The 25466-nt window shown below is 70.1% G+C and carries 26 protein-coding genes; 21 read left to right on the top strand and 5 right to left on the bottom strand.

Features of this window, described 5'->3' with window-relative positions; all coding sequences use genetic code 11:
- Nucleotides 1-89 precede the first annotated feature (89 nt).
- Both SACCYDRAFT_RS08875 and SACCYDRAFT_RS08880 read right to left on the bottom strand, forming a co-directional pair.
- Nucleotides 90-575 carry an AAA family ATPase gene (locus SACCYDRAFT_RS08875; protein WP_005455526.1) on the bottom strand — a complete coding sequence of 162 codons (486 nt, stop codon included), beginning with the start codon at nt 573-575 and terminating at the stop codon, nt 90-92.
- A 133-nt stretch (nt 576-708) separates the two neighbouring features.
- Nucleotides 709-1761: a TRM11 family SAM-dependent methyltransferase gene (locus SACCYDRAFT_RS08880; protein WP_005455528.1), complete on the bottom strand. Its 1053-nt coding sequence runs from the start codon at nt 1759-1761 to the stop codon at nt 709-711.
- Nucleotides 1762-1812: 51 nt separating this feature from the next.
- On the opposite strand from SACCYDRAFT_RS08880, the gene SACCYDRAFT_RS08885 reads away from it, so the two are divergent.
- From SACCYDRAFT_RS08885 to SACCYDRAFT_RS08935, 11 genes are all read left to right on the top strand, one after another.
- The gene (locus tag SACCYDRAFT_RS08885; RefSeq protein ID WP_005455530.1) at nt 1813-3147 is read left to right on the top strand and encodes an MATE family efflux transporter; all 1335 of its coding nucleotides are present in this window, start codon (nt 1813-1815) and stop codon (nt 3145-3147) included.
- A 150-nt stretch (nt 3148-3297) separates the two neighbouring features.
- Nucleotides 3298-4638, top strand: coding sequence for an MFS transporter (locus SACCYDRAFT_RS08890; protein ID WP_005455532.1), 1341 nt, complete (start codon nt 3298-3300; stop codon nt 4636-4638).
- A gap of 59 nt (nt 4639-4697) precedes the next feature.
- Nucleotides 4698-5594 (top strand): tRNA pseudouridine(55) synthase TruB, encoded by an 897-nt coding sequence (gene truB, locus SACCYDRAFT_RS08895; protein ID WP_083844802.1) that lies wholly within the window; start codon nt 4698-4700, stop codon nt 5592-5594.
- Nucleotides 5595-5701: 107 nt separating this feature from the next.
- Entirely contained in the window at nt 5702-6661 is a 960-nt protein-coding gene (locus SACCYDRAFT_RS08900) for a bifunctional riboflavin kinase/FAD synthetase (protein WP_005455534.1), read from the top strand.
- A 127-nt stretch (nt 6662-6788) separates the two neighbouring features.
- Nucleotides 6789-7274, top strand: a complete 486-nt coding sequence (locus SACCYDRAFT_RS08905; protein ID WP_005455536.1) for a helix-turn-helix domain-containing protein — start codon at nt 6789-6791, stop codon at nt 7272-7274.
- 10 nt (nt 7275-7284) lie between these two features.
- Nucleotides 7285-7842, top strand: a complete 558-nt coding sequence (locus tag SACCYDRAFT_RS08910) for a 2'-5' RNA ligase family protein (RefSeq protein WP_005455539.1) — start codon at nt 7285-7287, stop codon at nt 7840-7842.
- A 121-nt stretch (nt 7843-7963) separates the two neighbouring features.
- A complete protein-coding gene (gene rpsO, locus SACCYDRAFT_RS08915) occupies nt 7964-8233 on the top strand; it encodes a 30S ribosomal protein S15 (RefSeq protein ID WP_005455541.1) in 270 nt (89 codons plus the stop codon).
- A gap of 224 nt (nt 8234-8457) precedes the next feature.
- A complete protein-coding gene (locus SACCYDRAFT_RS08920; protein ID WP_005455544.1) occupies nt 8458-10890 on the top strand; it encodes a polyribonucleotide nucleotidyltransferase in 2433 nt (810 codons plus the stop codon).
- 105 nt (nt 10891-10995) lie between these two features.
- Nucleotides 10996-12351 carry a M16 family metallopeptidase gene (locus tag SACCYDRAFT_RS08925; RefSeq protein ID WP_005455547.1) on the top strand — a complete coding sequence of 452 codons (1356 nt, stop codon included), beginning with the start codon at nt 10996-10998 and terminating at the stop codon, nt 12349-12351.
- Nucleotides 12348-13118 (top strand): 4-hydroxy-tetrahydrodipicolinate reductase, encoded by a 771-nt coding sequence (gene dapB, locus SACCYDRAFT_RS08930; protein ID WP_005455550.1) that lies wholly within the window; start codon nt 12348-12350, stop codon nt 13116-13118. The genes SACCYDRAFT_RS08925 and dapB overlap by 4 nt, the downstream gene beginning before the upstream one ends.
- Nucleotides 13119-13125: 7 nt before the next feature.
- Complete coding sequence (locus SACCYDRAFT_RS08935; RefSeq protein ID WP_005455553.1) at nt 13126-13587, top strand: tetratricopeptide repeat protein; 462 nt, start codon at nt 13126-13128, stop codon at nt 13585-13587.
- A 4-nt stretch (nt 13588-13591) separates the two neighbouring features.
- On the opposite strand, the gene SACCYDRAFT_RS08940 is transcribed toward SACCYDRAFT_RS08935, so the two are convergent.
- The 3 genes from SACCYDRAFT_RS08940 to SACCYDRAFT_RS08950 form a co-directional block, all read right to left on the bottom strand.
- Nucleotides 13592-14122: a hypothetical protein gene (locus SACCYDRAFT_RS08940; RefSeq protein WP_005455555.1), complete on the bottom strand. Its 531-nt coding sequence runs from the start codon at nt 14120-14122 to the stop codon at nt 13592-13594.
- A 103-nt stretch (nt 14123-14225) separates the two neighbouring features.
- On the bottom strand, nt 14226-15422 hold the full coding sequence (locus SACCYDRAFT_RS08945) for a cation:proton antiporter (RefSeq protein WP_005455556.1): 1197 nt from the start codon (nt 15420-15422) through the stop codon (nt 14226-14228).
- Nucleotides 15423-15433: 11 nt separating this feature from the next.
- Nucleotides 15434-15916: a cation:proton antiporter regulatory subunit gene (locus SACCYDRAFT_RS08950; RefSeq protein ID WP_043537168.1), complete on the bottom strand. Its 483-nt coding sequence runs from the start codon at nt 15914-15916 to the stop codon at nt 15434-15436.
- Nucleotides 15917-16240: 324 nt separating this feature from the next.
- On the opposite strand from SACCYDRAFT_RS08950, the gene mbhE reads away from it, so the two are divergent.
- The 10 genes from mbhE (at nt 16241) to der (ending at nt 25458) form a co-directional block, all read left to right on the top strand.
- A complete protein-coding gene (mbhE, locus tag SACCYDRAFT_RS08955) occupies nt 16241-18664 on the top strand; it encodes a hydrogen gas-evolving membrane-bound hydrogenase subunit E (protein ID WP_005455559.1) in 2424 nt (807 codons plus the stop codon).
- The gene (locus SACCYDRAFT_RS08960) at nt 18661-19233 is read left to right on the top strand and encodes an MnhB domain-containing protein (RefSeq protein ID WP_005455561.1); all 573 of its coding nucleotides are present in this window, start codon (nt 18661-18663) and stop codon (nt 19231-19233) included. Before mbhE ends, SACCYDRAFT_RS08960 begins: the two co-directional genes overlap by 4 nt.
- Entirely contained in the window at nt 19230-19697 is a 468-nt protein-coding gene (locus tag SACCYDRAFT_RS08965) for a Na(+)/H(+) antiporter subunit C (RefSeq protein ID WP_005455563.1), read from the top strand. Before SACCYDRAFT_RS08960 ends, SACCYDRAFT_RS08965 begins: the two co-directional genes overlap by 4 nt.
- Entirely contained in the window at nt 19694-21226 is a 1533-nt protein-coding gene (locus tag SACCYDRAFT_RS08970) for a Na+/H+ antiporter subunit D (RefSeq protein ID WP_005455565.1), read from the top strand. The genes SACCYDRAFT_RS08965 and SACCYDRAFT_RS08970 overlap by 4 nt, the downstream gene beginning before the upstream one ends.
- 2 nt (nt 21227-21228) lie before the next feature.
- The gene (locus tag SACCYDRAFT_RS08975) at nt 21229-21801 is read left to right on the top strand and encodes a Na+/H+ antiporter subunit E (RefSeq protein WP_005455566.1); all 573 of its coding nucleotides are present in this window, start codon (nt 21229-21231) and stop codon (nt 21799-21801) included.
- A 43-nt stretch (nt 21802-21844) separates the two neighbouring features.
- Nucleotides 21845-22111 (top strand): monovalent cation/H+ antiporter complex subunit F, encoded by a 267-nt coding sequence (locus SACCYDRAFT_RS08980; RefSeq protein WP_005455567.1) that lies wholly within the window; start codon nt 21845-21847, stop codon nt 22109-22111.
- Entirely contained in the window at nt 22111-22479 is a 369-nt protein-coding gene (gene mnhG, locus SACCYDRAFT_RS08985; protein WP_005455568.1) for a monovalent cation/H(+) antiporter subunit G, read from the top strand. Before SACCYDRAFT_RS08980 ends, mnhG begins: the two co-directional genes overlap by 1 nt.
- A gap of 112 nt (nt 22480-22591) precedes the next feature.
- Nucleotides 22592-23317 carry a (d)CMP kinase gene (cmk, locus tag SACCYDRAFT_RS08990; protein WP_005455569.1) on the top strand — a complete coding sequence of 242 codons (726 nt, stop codon included), beginning with the start codon at nt 22592-22594 and terminating at the stop codon, nt 23315-23317.
- A complete protein-coding gene (locus SACCYDRAFT_RS08995; RefSeq protein WP_005455571.1) occupies nt 23314-23988 on the top strand; it encodes a lysophospholipid acyltransferase family protein in 675 nt (224 codons plus the stop codon). Before cmk ends, SACCYDRAFT_RS08995 begins: the two co-directional genes overlap by 4 nt.
- 54 nt (nt 23989-24042) lie before the next feature.
- Entirely contained in the window at nt 24043-25458 is a 1416-nt protein-coding gene (gene der, locus SACCYDRAFT_RS09000) for a ribosome biogenesis GTPase Der (RefSeq protein WP_005455573.1), read from the top strand.
- Nucleotides 25459-25466 lie beyond the last annotated feature (8 nt).

Here is a 25466-nt window from a genome sequence, read left to right on the forward strand (position 1 = left end):
AGCGATGCCCGAGTTCCGCACCGGCCACCGCGTGATCGCGACGACCCGGCACTCCGGTGAGCACGCGGGCTCGCCGGAGTGGGGTTGGGTCAGTTCGGCTCCGGTGCGGTGGTGACCCGTTCGACCCGGACGAATCCCTCACTGATGAGGTCGGTGTCGGTGAGTGCGGAGACGGTGTTCCACATGCGGCTGACGGTGTGGTCGGGCACCCGGCGGTGTGGCGGCCGGTCGGCGTTGCGTTCGAGACAGACCTCGAGCGGAGCTGACACGACGAGAGCCGTGGCGGGAACGTCGTGCTCTCGGGCGAGGCGCAGCCACACCCTGCGGTCGCGTCGGCGCGCCCCCGTGGCGTCGATCGCCACTGCCAGTCCGTCCGCGAGGTGCTCGTGAACGAGCTTCTCGACGTGGGCGAACGCAGCCCGGCTGGCCTTCTGGTCGCCCTCGTGTTCGCCGCAGACGGCCCGAGCCCTGTCCAGGGACAGCACGACCGGACGGTCGGCGAGGGTACGGGCCACCGTGGTCTTACCCGCCCCCGGTGCACCGATCAGCACGGTGATCGCGGGTGTGGTCGTCACCCCGTCCGGCTACCCGGCGGCCCGGCCTGCTATCGGTCGCGGCGCGCTCGTGCGGTCGACACCAGGATGTTCACTGCCGCTTCCGTGGCCTTCCGCGCCGGGGCCGACGAAGGGGACCACGTGCGGGCCGGATTCATCGTCCGGACGGCGAGGGCTCCTTCCGGGCCACGACCAGATCCCGCACGATGGCATGGTCGACCCGGTGCGTCAGCGTGTCGTAGCCGGGACCGCTGACCACGCTCAGCCCGGCGCGGTCGAGGATGCCGAGCAGCTCGTCGCGGGCGAGGACGTAGGTGTTGAACGAGATCCCCAGCGCGCCGCCGGGACGCAGCACCCGGCTCCACACCGGCACCGCCGCGGCGAGCAGGTCCCGCGGACTGCGAGCGAGCGAGTCGTCGTCACCGCGGCTGCCGTGCTGCACGCCGTAGGGGGCGTCGGTGACGATCAGATCGACCGAGTCGGGGCGCAGCAGCTCGTCGGTACGCAACGTGTCGGTGTTGTAGTAGGTGAGGTTCCGGGTGTGCCCGGCGCGGTAGGCCTCCTTGCTGGGTGCGTAGTCGATCTCCAGCCGCTGCCCCAGCCGGGTGCGGTTTCGGCGCAGCACCCCCGACTGCGCGGTGTGCTTGAGGCGGTTGCCGCGCAGCCACGTCTTGATGAACCGTTCGTAGGCCTCGAAGTCCTTCGCCGAGACCTCCACGCCCGTGGCGTCGAAGCCGTACATCATCGCCTGGTTCAGCGTGCTTCCCCGGCCGCACAGCGGGTCCAGCACGTGCAGCGCCGTGCCGAAGGGGGCCGAGGCCCACCGCGAGGCGAGCACGGTCAGGTTGACCATCAGCTGGGTGAACTGTTCGTTGGTCTTGCCCGGGTACTTCTGGATGGTCAACAGGTCGGAGCCGAATCGGGCGACGGGCGCCATCGGCAGGGGGCGCAGCAGGTCGCCGGTGACTTCGAACAGGGCGTACGCCGACGAGACGTTCGACAGCAGCGCGACGTCGTCGTCCGTCAACGGCCGGTCGGTGCGGAGCGTGACGTAGTCCACACCGCCGATCGTCCTGATGTCGGTGTCGGCGACGTCGGTCGACAGGGCGGGCGCGAACGCGGACAGCTCGGCCCGCACCAGCGTGGGCGCGGTGTCGGTGTAGACGCGGTTGGCGGAGGGAAGGACGAGAATCGCGTACTCGGGCATCGGCCAGACAGCTTAGTCCAGTGTGTCGCAGGGCCGATTACGCTGCCCTGAGTGACCGACACGATCCAGCACCGCGTGCCAGCCCGCGAGGTGTGGCGGCTTGCCGTCCCCGCGCTCGGAGTGCTCGCCGCCGAACCGCTCTACGTGCTCGTCGACACCGCCGTGGTCGGTCACCTCGGCGCGTTGCCGCTGGCGGGCCTCGCGCTCGGCGGCACGTTGCTCTCGTTGGTGTCGACACAGCTCACGTTCCTGTCCTACGGCACCACGTCGCGCACGGCCCGGCTGCACGGCGCGGGTCGGCGTGCCGAGGCGGTGGGAGAGGGCGTGCAGGCCACGTGGCTCGCGCTGGCGGTCGGCCTCGTGGTGCTGCTCGTGGGGCAACTGCTGGCCGAACCCGTCGCCCTGGCGATGTCAGGAGATCCCGCCGTCGCGGAGCAGACGGTGTCGTGGCTGCGCATCGCCCTGTGCGGCGCGCCGATGATCCTCGTCACGATGGCCGGCAACGGCTGGATGCGGGGGGTGCAGGACGCCGTGCGCCCGCTGCGTTACGTCCTGGCGGGCAACGCGCTGTCGGCGGTGTTGTGTCCGGTGCTCGTGTACCCGGTGGGCTGGGGCCTCGAGGGTTCGGCCGTGGCGAACGTCGTGGCCCAGGCGGTGTCGGCGAGCCTGTTCCTGCTGGCGCTGGTGCGTGAGGGCAGCCTCGTGCGCCCGGATCCGAGGGTGATGCGCGAGCAGTTGCGGTTGGGCCGCGACCTCGTGCTGCGCAGCCTGGCCTTCCAGGCCTGCTTCGTGTCCGCCACCTCGGTGGCCGCGCGGACGTCCACCGAGGCCGTCGGCGCGCACCAGGTGGTGTGGCAGTTGTGGACGTTTTTGTCGCTGGTGCTCGACTCGGTGGCCATCGCGGCGCAGTCGCTGGTCGGCGCCGCGCTCGGAGCACGCGACTCGCCGCGAGCACGCGGCATCGCCTCGCAGATCGTCGCCTACGGGCTCGTGTTCGGTTGCGTGCTCGCCGTGGTGTTCGCCGCGGCGTATCCCGTACTGCCCCACGCGTTCACGGCCGACGCCGGGGTGCTCGGCACCATCCCGCACGCGTGGTGGTTCTTCGTCGCGTTGCAGCCGGTGGCGGGAGTCGTGTTCGCGCTGGACGGCGTGCTTCTCGGCGCGGGTGACGCCGCGTTCCTACGCAACGCGACGCTGGGCAGTGCCGTGCTCGGTTATCTGCCGCTGATCTGGCTGTCGCTGGCGCTCGGCTGGGGGCTCGTGGGCATCTGGACCGGGCTGACGCTGTTCATGGTCCTGCGCCTGGCCTTCGTGCTGGTGCGGTGGCGTTCGGGGCGTTGGGCCGTCGAAGGGACGGTGGGCGCGGGAGGTGCCGTCGGGGCGTGACGCAGTGTGCCCAGCCGGTGTGGCGAATCACACCAAGGTCACAGGTAAGTATCGAGGTTGTTTAGGCGATACAACTGACGGGACCCACTGTCGCGCCGCCCCATGGTCCACGTCCGTCGGCCACCCGGCCCGCCACTGTGAGGAGTCTTCTTGTCTTCCCGACCTGCCACGACCGCGCCCGCTACGCCGCTGACGTCGTGGTTGATCTGGTTGACCGCCGCCGTCGTCTACCTACTCGCCGTCTTCCACCGAACCTCACTGGGCGTCGCGGGTCTCGACGCCGCCGAACGGTTCGGCGTCGGCTCCGCAGCCCTGGCCACCTTCACCGTCCTGCAGATCGGCGTGTACGCGGCCATGCAGATCCCCACCGGGGTGCTGGTCGACCGGTTCGGGCCGCGCAGGGTGCTCACCGGTGCCCTGCTCTTCCTGGGGCTCGGGCAGGTGCTGCTCGCACTGGCCCACACCTATGCCGTCGCGCTCGTCGCGCGCGGGGTGCTCGGACTCGGTGACGCGCTGACGTTCGTCTCCGTTCTCCGCCTTGCCGCCAACCACTTCCCCGGCAGGCAGTACATGCTCGTCACCGCGTTGACGGGCACGCTCGGTTTCGTCGGCAACCTGGCCGCCACCCTGCCGCTGACCCTCTTGCTCGCCGGGCCCGGCTGGACCCCCACGTTCCTCGTGGCGGGGCTCGTGACGCTGGTGTTCACCGCCGCGGTGACCCTGCGTGTGCGCGACACACCCACCTCCAGGACGGCGGCCTCCCCGTCGGAGTCCCTCTCGGAGGTCACGGCCCAGCTGCGGGAGGCACTGCGCGTCCCCGGCACGCGGCTGGGGTTCTGGACGCACTTCTCCGCCCCGTTCTCCCAGAACGTGATGGTGTTGTTGTGGGGTGTGCCGTTCCTCGTGGACGGGCAGGGCTATCCCGCCACGACAGCGAGTTCGCTGCTGGCGGTGTTCGTGGTCGGCGCCATGGTCAGTGGTCCGTTGCTCGGCGGGTTCGTGGGCCGCAGGCCGGAGCTGCGCATACCGCTCGTGGTCACCTACCTCGTGGCCACCGGTGTGGTGTGGGCGGTGCTGCTCGGCTGGCCGGGTCAGGTGCCCATCGCCGTGTTGGTGCCCGCGTTCACCGTCCTGTCGCTCGGTGGTCCGTTCTCCACGATTGGCTTCGCGCTCGCCCGCGACTACAACCCGATGTCGCGGGTCGGCACCGCCACCGGCATCGTCAACGTCGGCGGGTTCGTCGCCACCACCGTGGCGTCCCTGGCCATCGGTCTGCTGCTGGAGGCCACGGGTGGTGACTACCGGGTCGCCCTGCTGACGATGGTGGTCGTGCTCGCTTTCGGGGCCTGGCGGATGGGCGTGTGGTGGCTGCGGGCGCGGGCGGCCGTGTTCGCCGCGGAGGAGAGGGGAGAGTCGGTGCCCGTGCGACTGCGCAGGCACCGCTGGGACTCGGTGCGCGCCAAACTCGAAGGCTCGCCGTCGCCGGTGTGACCGACCGGCACCGACCGCCGCCCGGTGGGGAGCCGGGCGGCAGCGGTTACGCTGCGGGCGTGCCTGTGCAAGCTCCCCCTCCCGGCCTGCTGATCGTCGACAAACCCGGCGGAATGACGTCTCACGACGTCGTCGCCAAGGCTCGCCGTTTCCTGCGTACCCGCAGGGTCGGCCACGCCGGGACGCTCGACCCGATGGCCACCGGGGTGCTGGTGCTGGGTGTGGAGCGCGCCACGAAGCTGCTCGGCCACCTGGCGCTCGACCGCAAGACCTACCTCGCCACGATCGCCCTCGGCGCCGCCACCACGACCGACGACGCCGAGGGTGAGATCACCTCACGGGCGGACGTCTCCGCCGTCGCGGGTGTGTCCGATGCCGACATCGCGGCGGGGATCGCCGCGTTGACCGGTGACATCCTGCAGAAGCCCAGCGCGGTGAGCGCGGTGAAGGTGAACGGCAAGCGCGCCTACGCGCGGGTGCGCGCGGGGGAGGAGGTCGACCTGCCCGCCAGGCCGGTCACCGTGCACCGGTTCGACCTGCTGGCCACGCGTAGGGAGACCGACCGCGTCGAGCTCGACGTGATGGTGGACTGCTCGTCGGGCACCTACGTGCGGGCGCTGGCGCGCGACCTCGGCGCCGCGCTCGGCGTCGGTGGCCACCTCGCGGCGCTGCGGCGCACGTCCGTCGGACCGTTCACCCTGGCGAAAGCCCGCACCCTCGACGAGGTCGAGCGGGAACCCGGGCTGTCCCTGAACCTCGCCGAGGCCGTGGCCGCCGCCTTCCCCCGCACCGACGTGGACGCGCCCGTCGCGGCCGCGATCCGGCACGGGCAGCGGGTTCCCGCGGCGGGACTGGAGGGCACCTACGGCGTGTTCGCGCCCGACGGGCACGTGCTCGCGCTGGCGCAGGACACCGGGCGCACCGCCAAGCCGGTGGTCGTCCTCGACCCGGCTTAGGCCGCGGTGCGCGGACCCCGCGCACCGGTTCGGAGTGGACCCGACACCCGACCCGATGCCCTGCCCGCCGCCCGGGTGGCAGGGCGAGAAGGACTACGCTGCACCACGTGCAACGATGGCGTGGTGTGACGGACCTCCCTGGCGACTGGGGCCGGTGCGTGGTCACGATCGGGGTGTTCGACGGTGTCCACAAAGGTCACCAGGCGCTGATCTCCCAGACGGTGGAAGCGGCTCGGCAGCGGGGCCTGCCGAGCGTGGTCCTGACCTTCGATCCGCACCCGGCGGAGGTCGTGCGTCCCGGTAGCCACCCCGCGCAGCTCACGACACTCACGCGCAAGGCCGATCTGGTGGAGAGCCTGGGAGCCGACGTCTTCGCGGTCCTGCCGTTCACACCGGAGTTGTCCAGGCTGAGCCCCGACGAGTTCGTGCACGAGATCCTCGTCGACCGGCTGCACGCCGCCACCGTCATCGTGGGGGAGAACTTCCGCTTCGGGCACAAGGCCGCGGGCACGGTGGAGACGCTGAAGGCGCTGGGCAGGCGGTTCGGGTTCACGGCGCACGAGGCCCGGCTGTGGGGCCGGTCGTCGCCCGAGGACGGCGAGCACACCGAGATCACCTACTCGTCCACCTACGTGCGGTCGTGCATCGACGCCGGTGACGTGGTGGCCGCGGCCGAAGCCCTCGGCAGGCCGCACCGGTTGGAGGGCATCGTGGTGCGCGGTGAGGGCCGCGGTCGCCACCTCGGCTACCCCACGGCCAACCTGTCGCTGCCCAGCTTCGCCGCCGTGCCCGCCGACGGCGTCTACGCGTGCTGGTTCGTCCGGCAGGGCCGGGAGGAGCAGCGGCTGCCCGCCGCCGTGTCGGTGGGGACCAACCCCACCTTCTCGGGACGGGAGCGGACCGTGGAGGCCTTCGTGCTGGACTTCGACGCCGACCTCTACGGCCAGCACGTGGCCCTCGACTTCGTGCGGCGACTGCGGGGGCAGATCGCCTTCGACACCCCCGAGGCTCTCGTCGGCCAGATCGACGACGACGTGGTACGCACCCGCCGGGCTCTGGAACGGTGAGGCCCGCCTGCGGTGCGAATGCGAACGCCTCGGGCATTTCGTCCCCGGACGGGTGCCGAGCCTGACAAGATGCTGACCGACCGGCGCATCCTCCGGTCGACGTCGTGGAGGGGAGCAGAACTCAGCCGTGGATGACCACAAGATCGTCCAGCGGAACATCGCGTTGCAGCGCGAGTGGTACGGCGAACCACTCGGTGATCGCGTGCGCAGGCTTGTGGTCGCCTTCGACGTCTCGCAGGCATACCTTGCCGAGGTGCTGGGTATCAGCGCACCCATGCTCAGTCAGGTCATGAGCGGGCGACGCGCCAAGATCGGCAACCCCGTGGTGCTCGCCCGGCTCATCATGCTCGAACGCAAGGTCCTCACACCGGACGTCGCGGCGGGCAGCAAGGAGGCCATCCGCGCCGCGTTGGAGGACGTCAAGGCGTCGAGGCCCACGGTGAACCGGGACAACTTCCCGGTGGGAGTGGGGCCCGACGAGACGGCCGTGCTCACGGCGCTGCGGGAGATCGCCGAGGACGAGAGCCTGCTGGACGCCGCCGAGCGGTTGGACGCGGAGTTCCCCGCCATCGCCGACCTGCTGCGCCGGGCGGGGAAGTCGCAGGCGCAGTAGGGCGGCCGGCATGGCGGAGCGGGCCCGGCTGTTCAGCGCGGTGGTGCCGCCGCCTGCGGTGCTCACCGCCCTTCGCCGCGGGCTGCGGCACACCGGGCGGGTTCGCTCGCCGGGACTGCGGTGGACCACGCCTGAGCAGTGGCACGTCACGCTGGGTTTCTACGGGTTGGACGACCCGGGGGCGAGGGCCGAGTGGTTGCGGGCGCGGCTGACCGGGCTCGCCGCACCGGTGGTGCGGATCGAGGGGTCCGGCTCGTTTCGCGGTGTACTGTGGGTCGGGGTGCACGGCAGCGGTCTCGCCGAGGTGGCGGAGGCCGCGCGTCCCGACGAGGAGAGACGCCCGTACGTCGCCCACCTCACCCTGGCGCTGGCCCGGCGCGGAGCGCGGACGTCGCAGCGCTCCGCCCAGGCGGCCGTCGAGCAGTGGCGCCGGGCACTCGCCGACGTCCGGGGCCCGGAGTGGACGGCCACCGAGGTGGTGCTGATGCGCAGCGACCCGGCGGGTGAGCCCGGCGTCGGTCCGCGCTACAGCGTGGTCGACCGGTTCCCCCTCGACGCGCCGAACTGACGCGCGTACGAGGCCGGTGTACCGGGTGAGCTGATAGTCTCGACAGTTGAGTCCGGCTGCGGTCCGTGGCGGCCGGTACTCGCGACAACCGACACACGGCACAAGTTCGAGGAGTGAACGCGTGGCTCTGACCACCGAGGAGAAGAAGTCGATCCTGGCCGAGTACGGGCTCCACGAGTCCGACACGGGATCGCCCGAGGCGCAGGTGGCCCTGCTGACGAAGCGGATCACCGGCCTCACCGAGCACCTGAAGGTGCACAAGCAGGACCACCACTCGCGCCGTGGCCTGTTGCTGCTGGTCGGCCGTCGTCGCCGACTGCTCAACTACCTGATGCGAGTGGACATCGCGCGCTACCGTTCGCTGATCCAGCGACTCGGTCTGCGTCGATGACAGGCTCCGAGGGGGCGTGACCCGGCCCGGGTCACGCCCCCTCGGTACAAGAGAGCAATACCCATGGGCGAGCGCACCAGCGCACGAGGACGCCATAGCCGGTCCTCGGTAGTGGCCGCCGGGGGTCACCCCCGTCGGCTTCGATCGATGACCGGCCTCGTACCTCGCGCGCACCCCGACGAGCGGGGAGGCGATCGCCCGGACGTACGAGGAGTAACAAAGTCATGACTGACGTCAGCGGCACCGCCGCACCTGCCGTCCACGAGACGGAAGCCGTGATCGACAACGGGCGGTTCGGCCGCCGCACTGTCCGTTTCGAGACCGGAAGGCTCGCCCGGCAGGCCGCCGGGTCCGTGGTGGCCTACCTGGACGACGAGACGATGGTGTTGTCGGCCACCACCGCGTCCAAACAGCCGAAGGAGCAGTTCGACTTCTTCCCGCTCACGGTGGACGTCGAGGAGCGGATGTACGCGGCAGGGCGCATCCCCGGAGCGTTCTTCCGCCGGGAGGGTCGCCCGTCCACCGACGCCATCCTGACCTGCCGGCTGATCGACCGGCCGCTGCGGCCTTCGTTCGCCGACGGGTTGCGCAACGAGATCCAGATCGTCGTCACCGTGCAGTCCCTGCACCCCGACGACCCCTACGACGTGCTCGCGATCAACGCCGCGTCGGCTTCCACCCAGATCGGCGGGCTGCCGTTCTCGGGTCCCATCGGCGGTGTGCGCGTCGCGCTGATCGACGACCAGTGGGTGGCCTTCCCCACGTGGTCCCAGCTCGAGCGTGCGACGTTCAACATGGTCGTGGCCGGTCGCATCGTGGGCGAGGCGCCCGAGGACGTCGCCATCATGATGGTGGAGGCCGAGGGCACCGAGAACACGCTCGACCTGATCGCGGAGGGTGCCACGGCGCCCACCGAGGAGACGGTCGCGCAGGGCCTCGACGCCGCGAAGCCGTTCATCCGCGTGCTGTGCGAGGCGCAGCAGCGGCTGGCGGACGCCGCCGCGAAGCCGGTCGGTGAGTTCCCGGTGTTCCCGGCCTACCAGATCGACGCCTACGACGCGGTGGCGGCCATCGCGACCGAGGACCTCACCAAGGCGCTCACCATCGCGGGCAAGCAGGACCGCGAGAACGCCATCGACGAGGTCAAGAACGCCGTGCTCGAGCGCGTCGGCATCGGCGAGGGCGAGGCTTTCGAGGGACGCGAGAAGGAGATCGGCGCCGCGTTCCGGGCGCTGACCAAGAAGCTGATCCGGCAGCGCATCCTGCGCGACAAGGTGCGCATCGACGGCCGGGGTGTCACCGACATCCGGCAGCTCTCCGCCGAGGTGTCCGTGGTTCCCAGGGCGCACGGCTCGGCGCTGTTCGAGCGCGGCGAGACCCAGATCCTGGGTGTCAGCACACTCAACATGCTGCGCATGGAGCAGCAGCTCGACACGCTGTCGCCGGAGACGACGAAGCGGTACCTGCACCACTACAACTTCCCGCCGTACTCCACCGGTGAGACCGGCCGGGTCGGCACGCCGAAGCGTCGTGAGATCGGCCACGGCATGCTGGCCGAGCGCGCGCTCGTGCCCGTGTTGCCGAAGCGCGAGGAGTTCCCGTACGCCATTCGTCAGGTTTCCGAGGCTCTCGGGTCCAACGGCTCCACCTCGATGGGCTCGGTGTGCGCCTCGACGATGAGTCTGTTCAACGCCGGTGTGCCGCTCAAGGCTCCGGTGGCGGGCATCGCGATGGGCCTCGTCTCCGACGAGGTCGACGGGGAGATGCGGTACGTGGCGCTCACCGACATCCTCGGTGCCGAGGACGCCTTCGGTGACATGGACTTCAAGGTGGCGGGCACCAGGGACGTCATCACGGCGCTCCAGCTCGACACCAAGCTCGACGGCATCCCGTCGGACGTGTTGGCCGCGGCGCTCAACCAGGCCCGCGACGCCCGCCTCACGATCCTGGAGGTCATGGCCGAGGCCATCGAGGGGCCGGACGAGATGAGCCCGTACGCGCCGCGCGTGACGAGCCTGAAGGTGCCGGTGGACAAGATCGGTGAGGTCATCGGGCCGAAGGGCAAGATGATCAACTCGATCACGGAGGAGACCGGCGCCGACATCTCCATCGAGGACGACGGCACGATCTACGTGGGTGCCGCCGACGGTCCTTCGGCCGAGGCCGCGATCGACAAGATCAACGCTATCGCCAACCCGCAGCTGCCGAAGGTCGGTGAGCGCTTCCTGGGCACCGTCGTGAAGACGGCGGCGTTCGGCGCGTTCGTCTCGCTGTTGCCCGGCAAGGACGGCCTCGTCCACATCTCCAAGCTGGGCAACGGCAAGCGCGTCGACAAGGTCGAGGACGTGGTGAACGTCGGCGACAAGCTGCGCGTGGAGATCGCCGACATCGACAGCCGCGGCAAGATCAGCCTGATCGTCGTCCGCGACGAGGACGAGCAGGCCGAGGGATCGGCGAAGGCCGAGCCTGCCGCAGCGGCGGAAGAGGACTCCGAGCAGGACAAGCCGGCGAAGACGGAGAAGGAGCGGGGCTCGCGTTCCGACAGGCCGAGGCAGCGCACCCGCCGCGGCGGGCGAGGCCGCGGCGGCGACAAGGGTGACCGTACCGAGAAGGTCGACAAGCAGGCGGGCGAGGGCGGTCCCGCCGACGTCGAGTAACGACACCCGCGAAGTCCCCTACACACAAACGAACGACCTCGAACGGCCCGTCGCCGACCACACCGGCGGTGACGGGCCGTTCGGGTGAGGTGAGTCGACGAAGTCATGGCGCGACAGATTGCCGGACACCTTCAACCCATCGGTTCCACCCGCACCCTCGACTCGGGCTCGGGTGTCGTCAAGCGCACGGTGTTGCCCGGCGGACTGCGGGTGATCACCGAGTCGGTGCCGGGGGTGCGCTCGGCGACGCTGGGCCTGTGGGTCGGGATCGGATCCCGTGACGAGCAACCACGTGTTGCCGGAGCGGCACACTACCTCGAACACCTGCTGTTCAAGGGCACGGCGCGGCGCGACGCCACCCAGATCGCGGAGGAGATCGACGCGGTCGGTGGGGAGATGAACGCCTTCACCGCCAAGGAACACACGTGTTTCTACGCCCAGGTACTGGACGAGGACCTGGAACTGGCGGTGGACCTCATCACCGACGTCGTCTTCCAGGCGACGTGCGCCGAGACCGACGTGGAAACCGAACGGCGCGTGGTGCTCGAGGAGATCGCCATGCGCGACGACGATCCCGAGGACCTGCTACACGAGACGTTCGTGCGAACGATCATGCCCGGGCACCCGCTCGGCCGGTCGGTTCTCGGCACCGAACAGTCCATCTCGGACATGGCTCCTGCGGCCCTGCGTGGTTTCTACCGTCGACGTTACCGTCCACATCAGATGGTGCTCGCGGTGGCGGGCAACGTGGAGCACAAGGACGTGGTGCGGCTCGTCCGCTCGGCGCTGCGCGACCGGCTGTCCGGTTCGGAGGCGCCGACGGAGCCGAGGGCGGGCCGGGCCCGGTTCGGTCGATCGCCCCGGCTGGCGCTGCACAGTGACGACACCGAGCAGGCACACCTCATGCTGGGAGTCCGTACGCCGGGCAGGCACGACGATCGGCGGTACACGCTGTCGGTGCTCAACGCCGCCCTCGGTGGTGGCCTGAGTTCCCGGCTGTTCCAGGAGATCCGCGAGCGCCGGGGTCTCGCGTACCAGGTGTACTCGTCGGTGGCGAGCTACGCCGACGCCGGGCACCTCGACGTGTACGTGGGTTGCCAGCCCGACCGGCTCGGTGAGGTGGCCGGAGTCGTGGGCGAGGTCCTCGCCGAGGTGGCCGAACACGGGCTCACCGACGCGGAGGTGGCCAGGGCCAAGGGCCAGCTCCGCGGCGGTCTCGTTCTCGGCCTCGAGGACACCGCTTCCCGGATGTTCCGGCTCGGCAAGAACGAGCTGAACTACGGTCGCTACCAGAGCGTGAGCGACACCGTGTCCCGCATCGACGAGGTCACGGCGGAGGACGTGGCGGAGCTCGCGCGTACGTTGCTGCGTCGGCCCGGTGGTCGCTCGGCGGTCGCCGTGGTCGGCCCGTACGCTCACACCGACGAGCTTCCCGATGAACTGCACGAGGTGATGGCATGACCGGGGCATCCGTAGCCGGTGACAGGACTCCGATCAAGGTCGGTGTACTCGGCGCGCGGGGCCGCATGGGCACCGAGGTCGTCAAGGCCGTGGAATCCGCGCCCGACATGACGGTGGCCGCGACGGTGAACTCCGATGACGCCCGGTCGACGCTGACCTCGGCCGACGTGGTCGTGGACTTCACCCACCCTGACGCCGTGATGGACAACCTGCGGTTCGCGGTGGACCACGGCCTGCACGCGGTGGTCGGCACCAGCGGGTTCACCGACGAGCGGGTCGAGACCCTCACCGGGTGGTTGACAGGTAAGCCGGAGTTGGGTGTGCTCATCGCCCCCAACTTCGCGCTCGGTGCGGTGCTCGCCATGCGCTTCGCCCAGCAGGCGGCACGGTTCTACGACTCGGCGGAGGTGGTGGAACTGCACCACAACCGCAAGGCCGACGCCCCGTCGGGCACGGCCGCGCACACCGCCCGGCTGATCTCGACGGCGCGGGCCGAGGCGGGCAGGGGCCCCGGTGAGGACGCCACGACGTCCGAACTGGACGGTGCGCGCGGTGCCGACGTGGACGGGGTCCGCGTGCACTCGGTGCGGCTACCCGGTCTCGTGGCGCACGAGGAGATCCTCTTCGGTGCGCAGGGTGAGACACTGACCATCCGTCACGACTCGCTCGACCGCACGTCGTTCATGCCGGGTGTCCTCCTCGGCGTCCGGTCGGTGCTCTCCCGACCCGGGTTGACCATCGGCCTCGAACACGTCCTCGGCATCTGACGCGGCCATGAGAACCCGCAATCTCGCCGTCGTCGTCACCCTCGCGGTCGCCGTCTACCTGGTGTTGCTGGCCGGACGCGCCGTGGAGCTGTTGCGCTCGGACGATCCGGTGGCCATCGGGCTCGGCGCGGGCGTACTGGTGTTGCCGCTGCTCGGGGCCTGGATGCTGGTGTCGACGTGGCGTTCGGGTGTGCAGATCCAGCGGCTCGCGCGGCGGTTGGAGGCGGAGGGCGGGCTTCCCGACACCTCCGACCTGCCACGCAGGCCGTCCGGACGGGTCGACCGGGCGGCGGCCGACACGTGGTTCGACGAACGGCGCGCCGAGGTGGAGGCCGATCCGCGGGACTGGCGGCGCTGGTACCGCTTGGCCTACGCCTACGACATCGCGGGGGATCGCAGGAGAGCCCGTGCCACCATGCGTAAGGCCGTGGAACTCGAAGCCGCCGAGGGAACCGACAGCGGTCGCTGACCACTCAGATCCGTAGCAGGCTCGCGAACAACGCCGGAGCCGCCGCCAGCGCGCTGAACCGTACGAACCGGCCGAGGAACCCGACGACCACGAACAGCGACAGCCGCATGCGCACGATGCCGGCGAGCACCGCCGTGGCCATGTACGGGGGGATGCCGATCACCGAGCTCACCCCGTAGGTGGTGGTCATCCAGTGTGGGTGCCGATGACAGCGCTCGCGCACCGTTTCCAGCAGCCTGCGCAGCCGCTCGGTGCGCAGCCGCCAGCGCTGCCTGGCCGGGGAGTACGATCGGCCCCGCCCGCCGTGCCGCAGTTTCGCGTGCAGGGCCGACGGCAGTTCGATGGTGCCTCGGGCGGCCAGGTAGTAGAGCAGTTTGCCCGCGACCTGCCCCAGCGCCACGGCGGCACCGATGCCGATCCACGGCAGGGACGGCTCGCTCGTGACGAGCCCCACCACGAACAGTTCGACGCTCATGACCGGCAGCACGGACGTGCCGAAGGCGACACCGAGCGAGACACACAGCCACGCGAGCACCGGACAGCCTTTCGAAGACGAGGCAGGGCGACGCTCACCCTAGCGATGCCGGGGCCTTGCGAGTGCGGGATCGACCGATTTCGGCGACAATACCCGCCCCTGGTCAGGGGTTGGCCGTCTCGGCGGGTGCGGACCTCGACGGACTTTTGATCAACAGCCGGGTCACGGGTTCCACCACGCGGGCCGCGATCGGGCCGAGAATCGCCATGAGCAGCACGTATGTGGCGGCGAGCGCGGCGAGCTGGCCGTCGACGGCGCCCGCCGACACGGCGAACCCCGCGATGACGATGGAGAACTCGCCGCGCGCGACCAGTGCGGCACCGGCCCTCGCTCGACCCATCAGTCCCACTCCGGAACGGCGGGCCGCCCACCAGCCCGTGGTGACCTTCGTGGCCGTGGTGACCACGGCGAGGATGACCGCCCACAGCAGCACCGGAGGAATGCTCTGCGGATTGGTGTTGAGCCCGAACACGACGAAGAAGACGGCCGCGAACAGATCCCGCAGCGGTTCGAGCAGTTTCGTGGCGTTCTCCGCCGTCGAACCCGAGATCGCGATACCGAGCAGGAAGGCGCCCACCGCGGCCGAGACCTGCATGGCCGACGCCAGTCCCGCCACCAACAGTGCCGACCCGAGGACCTTCAGCAGGAAGACCTCACGGTCGGGGCTGTCGACGACCGCGGAGACGTAGCGGCCGTACTTCAGCGCCACGAGCATGACCACGCACACGACGGTGAGCGAGATGCCGACGGCCTTCAGCCCGCCGATGAGGCTCACCCCGGCCAGCACTGCGGTGAGGATGGGCAGGTACACCGCCATCACCAGGTCCTCGAACACGAGGATGGACAGCACCACCGGGGTTTCCCTGTTGCCCAGCCTCCCGAGGTCGCCGAGAACCTTGGCGATGATGCCCGACGAGGAGATGTAGGTGATACCGCCGAGGGCGAGCGCGCCGAGCGGTCCCCAACCGAGGATCAGGGCGACAGCGACTCCGGGGGCGGCGTTCAGCACCAGATCGAGCAACCCGGCCATCCAGGAGCGGCGCAGGCCGGTGAACAGTTCGTCGGCGGTGTACTCCAGTCCCAGAGTGAGCAGGAGGAGCACGACACCGATCTCACTGGCGAGCGTGGTGAAGCCGCTGATGTCGCCGAGAGGGAAGATTCCGCCCTGGCCGAAGGCGAGGCCGCCCAGCAGGTACAGCGGAATCGGGGACATTCCGATCTTGCCTGCGAGCCGGCCCAGCACGCCCAGCCCGAAGAACACAGCGCCTAGTTCGAGCAGGGACAGTGCTGTGTGATCCACGCGAGTTAGCCTCAGCCTTGCTTGAGAATCCTGGCGGCCTCGTCGAGCCCGTCGGACGTGCCGACGGCCACGAGTACATCACCACCTGTGAACAGGAAGTCGGGAGTGGGGGACGGGTGGACCTGGCCCGCGCGCATGACCGCGACGACGGACACACCCGTGCGGCTGCGCAGTGCGGCGTCGGCGAGGGTGTGGCCGTCGTACGGAGAGCCACCCTTGATCGCCATCGGCCTCGTGCTGATACCGGGAAGCTCCCGGTGCTCCTCGGTCAGTTGAGCCACCAGCTGTGGCGCGCCGAGGAGGTTCGCCAGGGTGCCCGCCTCCTCCGCGTTGAGCGGCAGCGAAGCCAGGCACGCATCGGGGTCCTCCGACTTGGACACGATGAGCTCGATCACGCCGTCGCGGTGTGTCACCACACCCACGCGCCGACCGTTGCTCAACGCGAAGTCCTTACGGACGCCGATTCCCGGCAGTGGGGTTACGTCGACGTTCACGCGATCCACGGTAACGCATGAGGGGGAGGGCATCCGTGGTGGTCGGCTCGGGATACGAGGCTCAGGCGGGGGCATCGGCAGGGAGTCCGGAGTCGAGCGGGGTCGAACGGATCGGGGTCTCAATTCATGGATTCTACTACGAATCGGCGCCGGAAAACTGAGAAGATCATCACGTCCGGTAATGGCCGTCGCGCGCTGCGATGAGGAAAGGCCGTTCTGTAGGATGGAGCCACGGGGTTCTTCGATGATCAGTACGCTGATGTGCTGACTGTGCCCTTCCGAGCCCGATGACAATGTTTCGGACCCGAGACGGCGGTGGAACGTATGCTTGTGGCGATTCTCGCCCATTTCGCCGTCGCGGTGCTGCTGCCCGCGATCTCGCGCAGGTGGGGAAGGGTCGCCTTCCTCGTCGGAGGCGTACTGTCGGCCGCCACTCTCGCCACATTACTCCTTTTCTTCTCCCGGGGCGCTTTCGGTGATCCGGGTGATGCCGTGGAGCAGACGGTTCCCTGGGCGCCGTCCATCGATTTGGAAATCACGCTCCGAATCGATTCCCTTTCGGTGCTCATGTCGCTGCTCGTCTCCGGGGTCGGCGCTCTGGTCCTTTTTTACTACGCGTGCTACGCGAAACCGGACGACAAGAACATCGGGCGGAATTCCTCGCTGTTGGTGACGTTCGCGGGAGCGATGCTGGGGCTCGTTCTCGTCGACGACGTCTTCTCCCTGTACCTGTTCTGGGAACTGACGACCGTGTGCTCGTTCCTGCTCGTCGGTGGCGACGGCACGACGAGGCGGTCGCGCCGTTCCGCCACGCAGGCGTTGCTGGTCACCGCCGCGGGCGGGCTGTCGATGTTGCTGGGGCTGGTCCTGCTCGCGGCGGCGGCCGGAACGGTCCGCGTGTCGGAGATCGTGGCCGACCCGCCGGCCGCGGGGCCGCTGGTGAGCGTCGCGGTGGTGCTCGTCCTTGTGGGGGCCTTCACGAAGTCCGCCCAGTTCCCGTTCCACTTCTGGTTGCCCGCTGCCATGGTCGCGCCCACGCCGGTGAGCGCCTACCTGCACGCCGCCGCCATGGTGAAGGCCGGTGTCTACCTCGTCGCGCGCTTCGCTCCCGGTTTCTCCGCGATGCCGGCCTGGTGGATCCCGCTGGTGGTCCTCGGGCTCTGGACCATGCTCCTCGGCGCCGTGCGGGCCCTGCGGCAGAACGACCTCAAGACGCTGCTCGCGTTCGGAACCGTCAGCCAATTGGGCTTTTTGATGGTTTTGGTCGGTTCGGGCGGCTTCGTTTCCGCGCTGGCCGGTGCGACGCTCATTCTCGCGCACGGGCTGTTCAAATCGACGCTCTTTCTCGTCACCGGCATCATCGACAAGCGAGCCGGGACACGTGATGTGCGCCATTTGTCCGGCCTCGGCCGCCAGTGGCCGCTACTGGCCGGGGTGGCGACACTCGCGGTGGCGTCGATGGCGGGTGTGCCGCCGCTGCTGGGCTTCGTCGGTAAGGAAGCGGCTCTGGAGGCGTTCCTGCACGGCGGCGCTCTCGGCCGGGGCGTGGGCACGATCGTCCTCGTGGGGCTGGCTCTCGGCTCGGCGCTGACCGCGGCGTACAGCCTGCGGTTCCTGGTCGGCGCGTTCGGCACCCGCCCCGGGGTCGAGCCGGTCCGGGTCGAACGCCCGGGAGCGTTGTTCGTGGCCCCTGTGCTGGTGCCCGCCGTGGCGAGCCTCGTGCTCGGGCTCGTGCCGTCCTGGGCCGAGGTCCTCACGGGACGGTACGCGAGCGCCTACCCGTCGGAGGGAGTGCGCTACCACCTCGCGCTGTGGCACGGATTCAGCGTGCCCCTGGCGCTGTCGGTACTCATCCTGGCCGCGGGGTACGCCGCCTACCGGACGACCTGGGTGCTCCGCCGGTTCGCGGGCCGCCTGCCCGTGGCGTTGCAGGCGGAACCGTCGTATCTGGCCACGATGGGCGCGCTCGACCGGACCGCTCGCTGGCTCACCGGCCGGTTGCAGGTCGGTTCACTGCCGGTCTACCTCGGCGTGATCATCGTGACGATGTCGGTGGTGCCGACGTTGGGCCTGTTGAGCGGGATCGGCGAGCAGACCGCTCTGCGGTTCGCCGACTCGTGGATACAGCCGGTGCTGGTGGTGGTGATGCTCGCCGCGGCGGGCGCCGTCGTGCTCGCGCGCCGCCGGCTGACGGCCGTGCTGCTGACCGGGCTGGTCGGCTACAGCATCGGGGCGTTGTTCGTGGTCGAGGGTGGCGTGGACCTCGCGCTGGCGCAGTTCCTCGTGGAGTCGCTCACGCTCGTCGTGTTCGTGTTCGTGCTGCGGCGATTCCCCTCGGCGTTCGGGAAGCGCCGGCCGAAGTCGGTGAAGGTTCGCTGGACCAAAGCGGCCATCGCCGCGCTGGGGGGCACCGTGGTCGCGGTACTCGCGGTGCTGGTGTCGGGTTCGCGTGACGGGCTCCCGCAGACCAGCCACGAGTACATCGCCCGGGCCGAGCCCGAAGCCGGGGCCACGAACGTCGTGAACGCGATCATCGTCGACTTCCGCGCGTTCGACACCCTCGGCGAGATCACGGTACTGGCGGTGGCCGCGATCGGCGCGGCGAGCCTCATCCTCGCGGCTCACCGGCAGCGCCGGCGGCCGGACGACCCGGCCGCGGACACGGACGAGGAGGCCGAGCAGGACGAGCAGGAGGTGCGGAACCGTCCGGAGAGCGAGCCCGGGTACCAGGAAGGGTCAGTACTGTGACCGTATCCCGGCCCGAGGGCGCGCAGCTGTGGTGGGACACCTGCGACCGGCCGCGTGAGCACTGGCTCATGCGGGAGAGCGAACAGACCCGCTGGCCGCGGTCGCTGCTACTCGAGGTGTGCCTGCGGATCGTCTTCCCGACGGTGCTGCTCGTGGCGGTCTACCTGTTGTTCGCCGGTCACACGCGTGCGGGCGGAGGGTTCAGCGCGGGGCTCGTGGCGGGTCTGGCGTTCGTGCTCCGCTACGTCGCGGGCGGGTCGGTGACGGGCCTTCGCAGCTCCCGGGTGCAGCCGCCGGTCGTGATCGGCTGCGGGCTGGTCGTGGTGGTCGCGAGTGCGATCGTGCCGGTGTTCTTCGGGCTTCCCGTGCTGTCCAGCGCGATCTGGACCGTGGACGTCCCGCTGCTGGGCTCGTTGAAGATCGCGACGAGTCTGGCGTTCGACACCGGTGTCTTCCTGCTCATCGTCGGTGTGGTGCTGAACCTGCTCCGCACTCTCGGCGAGGGCATCCAACTGGGCGAACTGGAGAGCGAACTGAACGACCACCAGCCGGGGGACGCGAGCACGTGACGATCAATCTGACGATGGCGGTGGCGATCGCCGGGCTGTACACGGTCGGGTTCTACCTGATCATGCAACGGTCGCTGATGCGCGTGATCATCGGCATCACGATCCTCGGGCACGGTGCGAACCTCTTCCTGCAGGTGGCCGGTGGTCCGCCCGGGGTGCCCAGCTTCGTCGGCGAGGCCGTCGCCGAACTGATGGTGGACCCGTTGCCACAGGCGCTCGCGCTCACGGCGATCGTCATCACGTTCGCGCTCACCACGTTCCTGCTGGCACTGGCGTTCCGTTCGTGGGTGCTGCTCGGACACGACGAGGTGCAGGACGACGTCGAGGACCGCCGGGTGGCCGTCCGTGAGGCGCGCGCCGTGGAGGAGAGCGCGTCGCCGGACGTCGCCGACTCCGACACCCCGGGCGAGGCGGAGGAAGCGTCCGAGGACGCTCCCGAGACACCTCGGGAGGCCCGCCGATGACCGTGCTGCTCGCCCTCCCCGTTCTGTTGCCGCTGCTCGGCGCGGCGCTGTCACTGCTTCTCGGGCGCAGGCCCGACCTGCAACGCGTGATCGGCACGACCGTCCTCAGTGTCGTCGTCGCCATCGCCTCGGTGCTGGTGTACGTCACCGACACCGAGGGGCCCGTGGTGCTGCAGCTCGGCGGTTACGCCGCGCCGTTCGGCATCACCCTGATCGCCGATCGGCTCGCGGCGCTGCTGCTGCTCGTGTCGGCGGTGGTCACGTTGGCGGTGCTGGTGTTCTCCATCGGGCAGCGCATCACCGACTACGGCCGGGAGATCGCGTCCACCACGTTCCAGCCCGCGTACCTGGTGCTGTGCGCGGGTGTCTCGCTGGCCTACATCACCGGCGACCTGTTCAACCTCTTCGTGGCGTTCGAGATCATGTTGTCGGCGTCGTACGTGCTCATCACGCGGCGTACCAGCGCCCGCCGGGTGAGGGCGGGCATGACGTACGTGATCGTGAGCCTCACGTCGTCGCTGCTGTTCATCACGTTGATCGCGCTGGTGTACGCGGCGACGGGCACCATCAACCTCGCCGATCTGTCCGTGGCGTTCCGCGACCTGTCGCCGGGCGTGCAGACGAGCATCGCGTTGCTCGCGACCGTCGTCTTCGGTATCAAGGCCGCGCTGGTCCCGTTGCACTTCTGGCTGCCGGACAGCTACCCGACAGCGCCCGCGCCCATCACGGCCGTGTTCGCCGGCCTGCTCACGAAGGTCGGCGTGTACGCGCTGATCCGTACGCACACGCTGGTGTTCCAGAACGACGCCGTGTGGAACGTGTTGCTCGTGGTGTCGATTCTGACCATGGTCGTCGGTGTCCTCGGCGCCATCGCGCAGGAGGACATCAACCGGTTGCTGTCGTTCCTGCTGGTCAGCCACATCGGTTTCATGCTGTTCGGGCTCGGCATGGCCACCGTCGTCGGGGTGACCGGTGCGATCCTCTACGTCGTTCACCACATCACCGTGCAGGCGGCGCTGTTCCTGGTCAGCGGTCTTCTCACCCGGCGCACGGGAACGGTGTCGCTGCGGGAGATGTCCGGTGTCGCCAAGAGCGCGCCGCTGATCGCGGCGCTGTTCGCGGTTCCCGCGCTCAACCTCGCGGGGATCCCGCCGTTCTCCGGCTTCATCGCCAAGATCACGCTGTTCCGCGCCGGGGCCGAGAGCGCCACGGTGCTCGCGTACACGGCCACCGCGGCTGCGGTCCTGACGAGTTTCCTCACCCTGTACGCCATGACCCGGGTGTGGGTCGGCGCGTTCTGGGGCGCGAAGCGCGAACCGTTCCCCGACGACGACCCGACCGACGAGCTCACGGTGGGCACGGGGCTCACCAACCGGCCGATGGTCTTCGCCACGAGCGTGCTCGTGCTGACCGGTGTGGCCATCGCGCTCGCGGCCGGGCCCCTGGCGGCGATGAGCGAACGAGCGGCGGAGGACCTCCTGGGCGGCGACCAGTACCGCAGTGTGGTGCTCACCGAGGGGGAGGACTGAACATGCAGAACGGAATGCGCCGGTTCTCCCCACTGCTCGCCCCGTGGCTGTGCTTGGTGTGGGTGCTGCTGTGGCGCTCGGTCGAACCGCTCGTGCTGGTCTCCGGTGTGGTCGTCACGGCCGCGGTGCTGCTGATGTTCCCGTTCAGCCCCGTGCGGTCCCCGCTGCTGGTCCGCCCCCACCGGCTCCTCGGCCTCGCGGTGTACCTGGTGTGGGATCTGGTCAGCTCGGGGGTGCGGGTCGGGTGGGACGCCACGCGCTACGGACCCCGCACCAAGGCGGTCATCGTCGAGGTGCCGATCCTCGTGGACCGCGACTTCCTGGTGGCCTCGGCGGCCAACCTGGTGTCGCTGGCTCCGGGGACCTTCGTGCTGCACATCGACCGGCCGCGGGGCTGTTTCTACGTCTACGCCCTGGGCGCGTACTCGTCCGACGTGGAGCCGCACGTCCAAGGTGCCATGAAGATGCAGGTCAGGGTGGCCAGGGCGTTCGGCACCGCCGAGGAGATCCGCGCCGCGGTCGAGCGCGCGCAGCGGTTCGGTGCCGAGCCGAGTCCGGTGGAGGGCCGGGCATGAGTCATCCGAGCACCACCACAGAGTCGACTCGTGAGGTGAAGCAGTGATCGTCGTCTACGTCACCACCCTGGCCGTCCTCGCCGTGGCCGGGTTGCTCACCCTGGTCCGGCTGGTCAAGGGCCCGTGGATCCTCGACCGGGCCATGGCCCTCGACGTGCTCGTGGTCCTCATCGTCGCGGGCTTCGCCGTGAACATGGCGATGACAGACTCCGTGCTCACGGTGCCGATCCTGGTGTGTACGGCGTTGCTGGGCTTCGTCGGCACGCTCAGCGTCGTCCGGCTCACCGAGGGACGGAAGGAGCATCGCTGATGCTGATCGACATCGTGTCCAGCGTCTTCCTCCTCGGCGGGGCGCTGTTCTGCGCAGTGGGCGCGTTCGGGCTGCTGCGGTTCCCCGACCTGCTCAGCCGGCTGCAGGCCGCGACGAAGCCCCAGACCGTGGGCCTGATCATGGTGTTGTTCGGCGCGGCCCTCCAGCTGGAGATCGTGGACGCCTTCGGCCTGGTTCTCGTGGCGCTCCTGCAGGTGGTCACGGCCCCCGTCCTCTCGCAGCTCGTGGGCAGAGCCGCGTACCGGATCGGTGCCGTCGAGAGGTCGTCCCTCGTTCGGGACCACCTGGGCGATCGGCTGCGCCGGGAGGGCTTCCTCTCGCCGAAGGGCCGCCCCGGGGACCGGTGAGACGGGTCTCATCACAGCACCGGGCACAATGAGACCCGCACGCGCGGCCGCCTGCTGCGGCGCGTCCGCTGACGAAGACGAGACGATCATGAAACGGCAAGGAGTGGGCCCGGTGGCTCGAGCGCTGTGTGGCGTGGTGGCATTGGACGGTCCGTCGGGAACCGGCAAGACGACGGCGGCGCGGAGGCTGGCCACCGAACTGGGCGCCGGGTACCTGGACACCGGGGCCATGTACCGTGTGGCCACGCTGGCGGTACTGCGGGCCGGTGCCGATCCCGGCGACCCGGCGGCCGTCGTGACGGTGGTGCGCCGGACGCGGATCGACGTGGCCACCGACCCGGACACGCCGAGGGCGCTGCTGGACGGCACGGACGTCAGTGCCGAGATCCGCACGGAGGAGGTCAACCGGGCCGTGTCCCCGGTGTCGGCGGTGCCGGCCGTCCGGGAACTCCTCGTGGCCGAGCAGCGCCGTGTCATCCACGAGACTCTCGACACCGGCGGCGGCATCGTGGTCGACGGCCGGGACATCGGAACGGTGGTCGCTCCTGACGCGCCGCTCAAGGTCTTCCTCACCGCCTCGGCCGACGTGCGGGCGCGGCGACGCACCGCGCAGGACTCGGCGGAGGGCCGGGCGTCCACCTTCGAGGAGGCGAAGGCGTCCGTGCAGCGCCGCGACCACCTGGACTCGACCCGAGCGACCTCGCCGTTGCGGGCCGCCGACGACGCCGTGCTGCTCGACACCTCCGACCTGACGATCGACGAGGTCACCGCGAAGCTCGCCGAACTCGCCGACGGCCGGGGCCTGCTCGGCGGCGAAGTCGCGGGAATGCGCCGGTGACTCCCGCGGCACGCTCGGCCGGAACGGGCCTGCCTCCCGGCGCGGTACCGTGGTTGCACGATCTGGGCAGGTTCATCGGCCGCTGGCTCTACCGGCCCGCGTACCGGCTGCGGGTGCGGGGTGTGGAGCGGGTACCGCGCACCGGCCCCGTCGTGCTCGTGGCCAACCACAGCACGATGATCGAGCCACAACTCATCTTCGGAATGTTGCCGAGGCGTTCGGTGTTCCTCGTCAAGGAGGAGATGTTCACCGGCGCGGCAGGCTGGGGACTGCGCCGCATCGGACAGGTGCCGGTGCGGCGGGGGGCTCCCGACCGCACCGCGCTGCTGACCGTCACCGACGTGCTGCGGGACGGCGGGCTGGTGGGCGTGTTCCCCGAGGGAACCCGTGGCGCGGGGGACGTGAGCCAGGCGCAGCAGGGAGCGGCGTGGCTGGTGCGGGCGAGCGGTGCCGTGGTGCTCCCGGTGGCGGTGCGGGGAACCCTGCGGCCTCCGGGTGCGCGGCGACGCCTGCGCCCGGTGGTCGACGTGGTGATCGGTGAGCCGTTCACCCTCGACGTCGGGAAAGGGCGGGCCGGACTCGCGCAGGCCACCGACCGGCTTCGCGACACTCTCGCCGCGCTCGTGCGCGCCGTCGACGACGAGCGCGCCCGCCGCGACCGCGAGAACTGACGATCTGGGGGAGCGCCCCTGGCAGGACAGGCAGAACGAGGGAAGAGACGACGCATGACCGAACTGGACGGAACCTGGTCCGACGAGGCGGAGTTCCTCCGGCTCGACGCTGCCGCCGCCGAGGAGCCGTACCCGGACGCCGGGGAACCACCGCAGCCCGTGGTGGCCGTCGTCGGCAGGCCGAACGTCGGCAAGTCCACGTTGGTGAACCGCATCCTGGGCCGTCGGGAGGCGGTCGTCCAGGACACACCGGGCGTGACGAGAGACCGCATCGCCTACGACGCCACCTGGCGGGGACGCCGGTTCACACTGGTGGACACCGGTGGCTGGGAGCCCGGCGCATCCGGCCTGCAGGCCTCGGTGGCGACGCAGGCCGAGCTCGCCATGGCCACGGCCGACGTTGTGCTGCTCGTGGTGGACGCCTCCGTGGGGGCCACCGCGACCGACGAGGCCGTGGCTAAGGTGCTGCGTCGCTCGAAGCGGCCGGTGATCCTCGCGGCGAACAAGGTGGACGACGAGCGGCTCCTGGCCGAGACGGCGTCGCTGTGGTCCCTCGGGCTGGGCGAGCCGAGGCCGGTGAGCGCGCTGCACGGGCGCAGCTCCGGTGACCTGCTCGACGCCGTCGTGGAGGCGTTGCCCGAAGCACCCCGCGAGACCGACCGGGTCGTCGCCGGGCCGAGGCGGGTGGCCCTGGTGGGCAAACCCAACGTCGGCAAGTCGAGTCTGCTGAACAAGCTGACGGGCGAGCAGCGTGCCGTGGTCGACTCCGTGGCGGGCACCACCGTGGACCCGGTGGACTCGCTGGTCGAACTCGACGGGCAGCTCTGGCGCTTCGTCGACACCGCGGGCCTGCGCAAGCGCGTCCAGACGGCCAGCGGCACCGAGTACTACGCCTCGCTGCGCACCAAGAACGCCATCGACGCGGCGGAGGTGGCCATCGTGCTGCTCGACGCCAGCGAGCCGCTGTCGGAGCAGGACCTGCGCATCGTCACCACCGTCGCCGACGCGGGCCGTGCGCTCGTGCTCGCGTTCAACAAGTGGGACCTCGTGGACGAGGACCGGCGCCAGCGGCTCGACCGGGAGATCGATCGCGGGCTGGTACGGGTGCCGTGGGCGGAGCGGGTGAACGTGTCCGCCCTGACAGGGCGAGCCGTGCGCAAACTCGCTCCCGCGCTGCGGACCGCCCTGACGTCGTGGGACCAGCGCGTGCCCACCGGACAGCTCAACAGCTGGTTGTCCGATCTCATCGCCGCCACCCCGCCGCCGGTGCGCGGCGGCAAGCAGCCGAAGGTGCTGTTCGCCACGCAGGCGGGAGTGCGCCCGCCCACGCTGGTGCTGTTCAGCACCGGATTCCTGGAGGCGGGCTACCGCCGGTTCGTCGAGCGCAAGTTCCGTGAGCGCTTCGGGTTCAAGGGCACTCCGGTCCGGATCAACGTCCGGGTGAGGGAGAAGAAGCCCAAGAAGAAGTGACGTGTGGG

This window comes from Saccharomonospora cyanea NA-134, from assembly GCF_000244975.1.
Taxonomy (GTDB): domain Bacteria; phylum Actinomycetota; class Actinomycetes; order Mycobacteriales; family Pseudonocardiaceae; genus Saccharomonospora; species Saccharomonospora cyanea.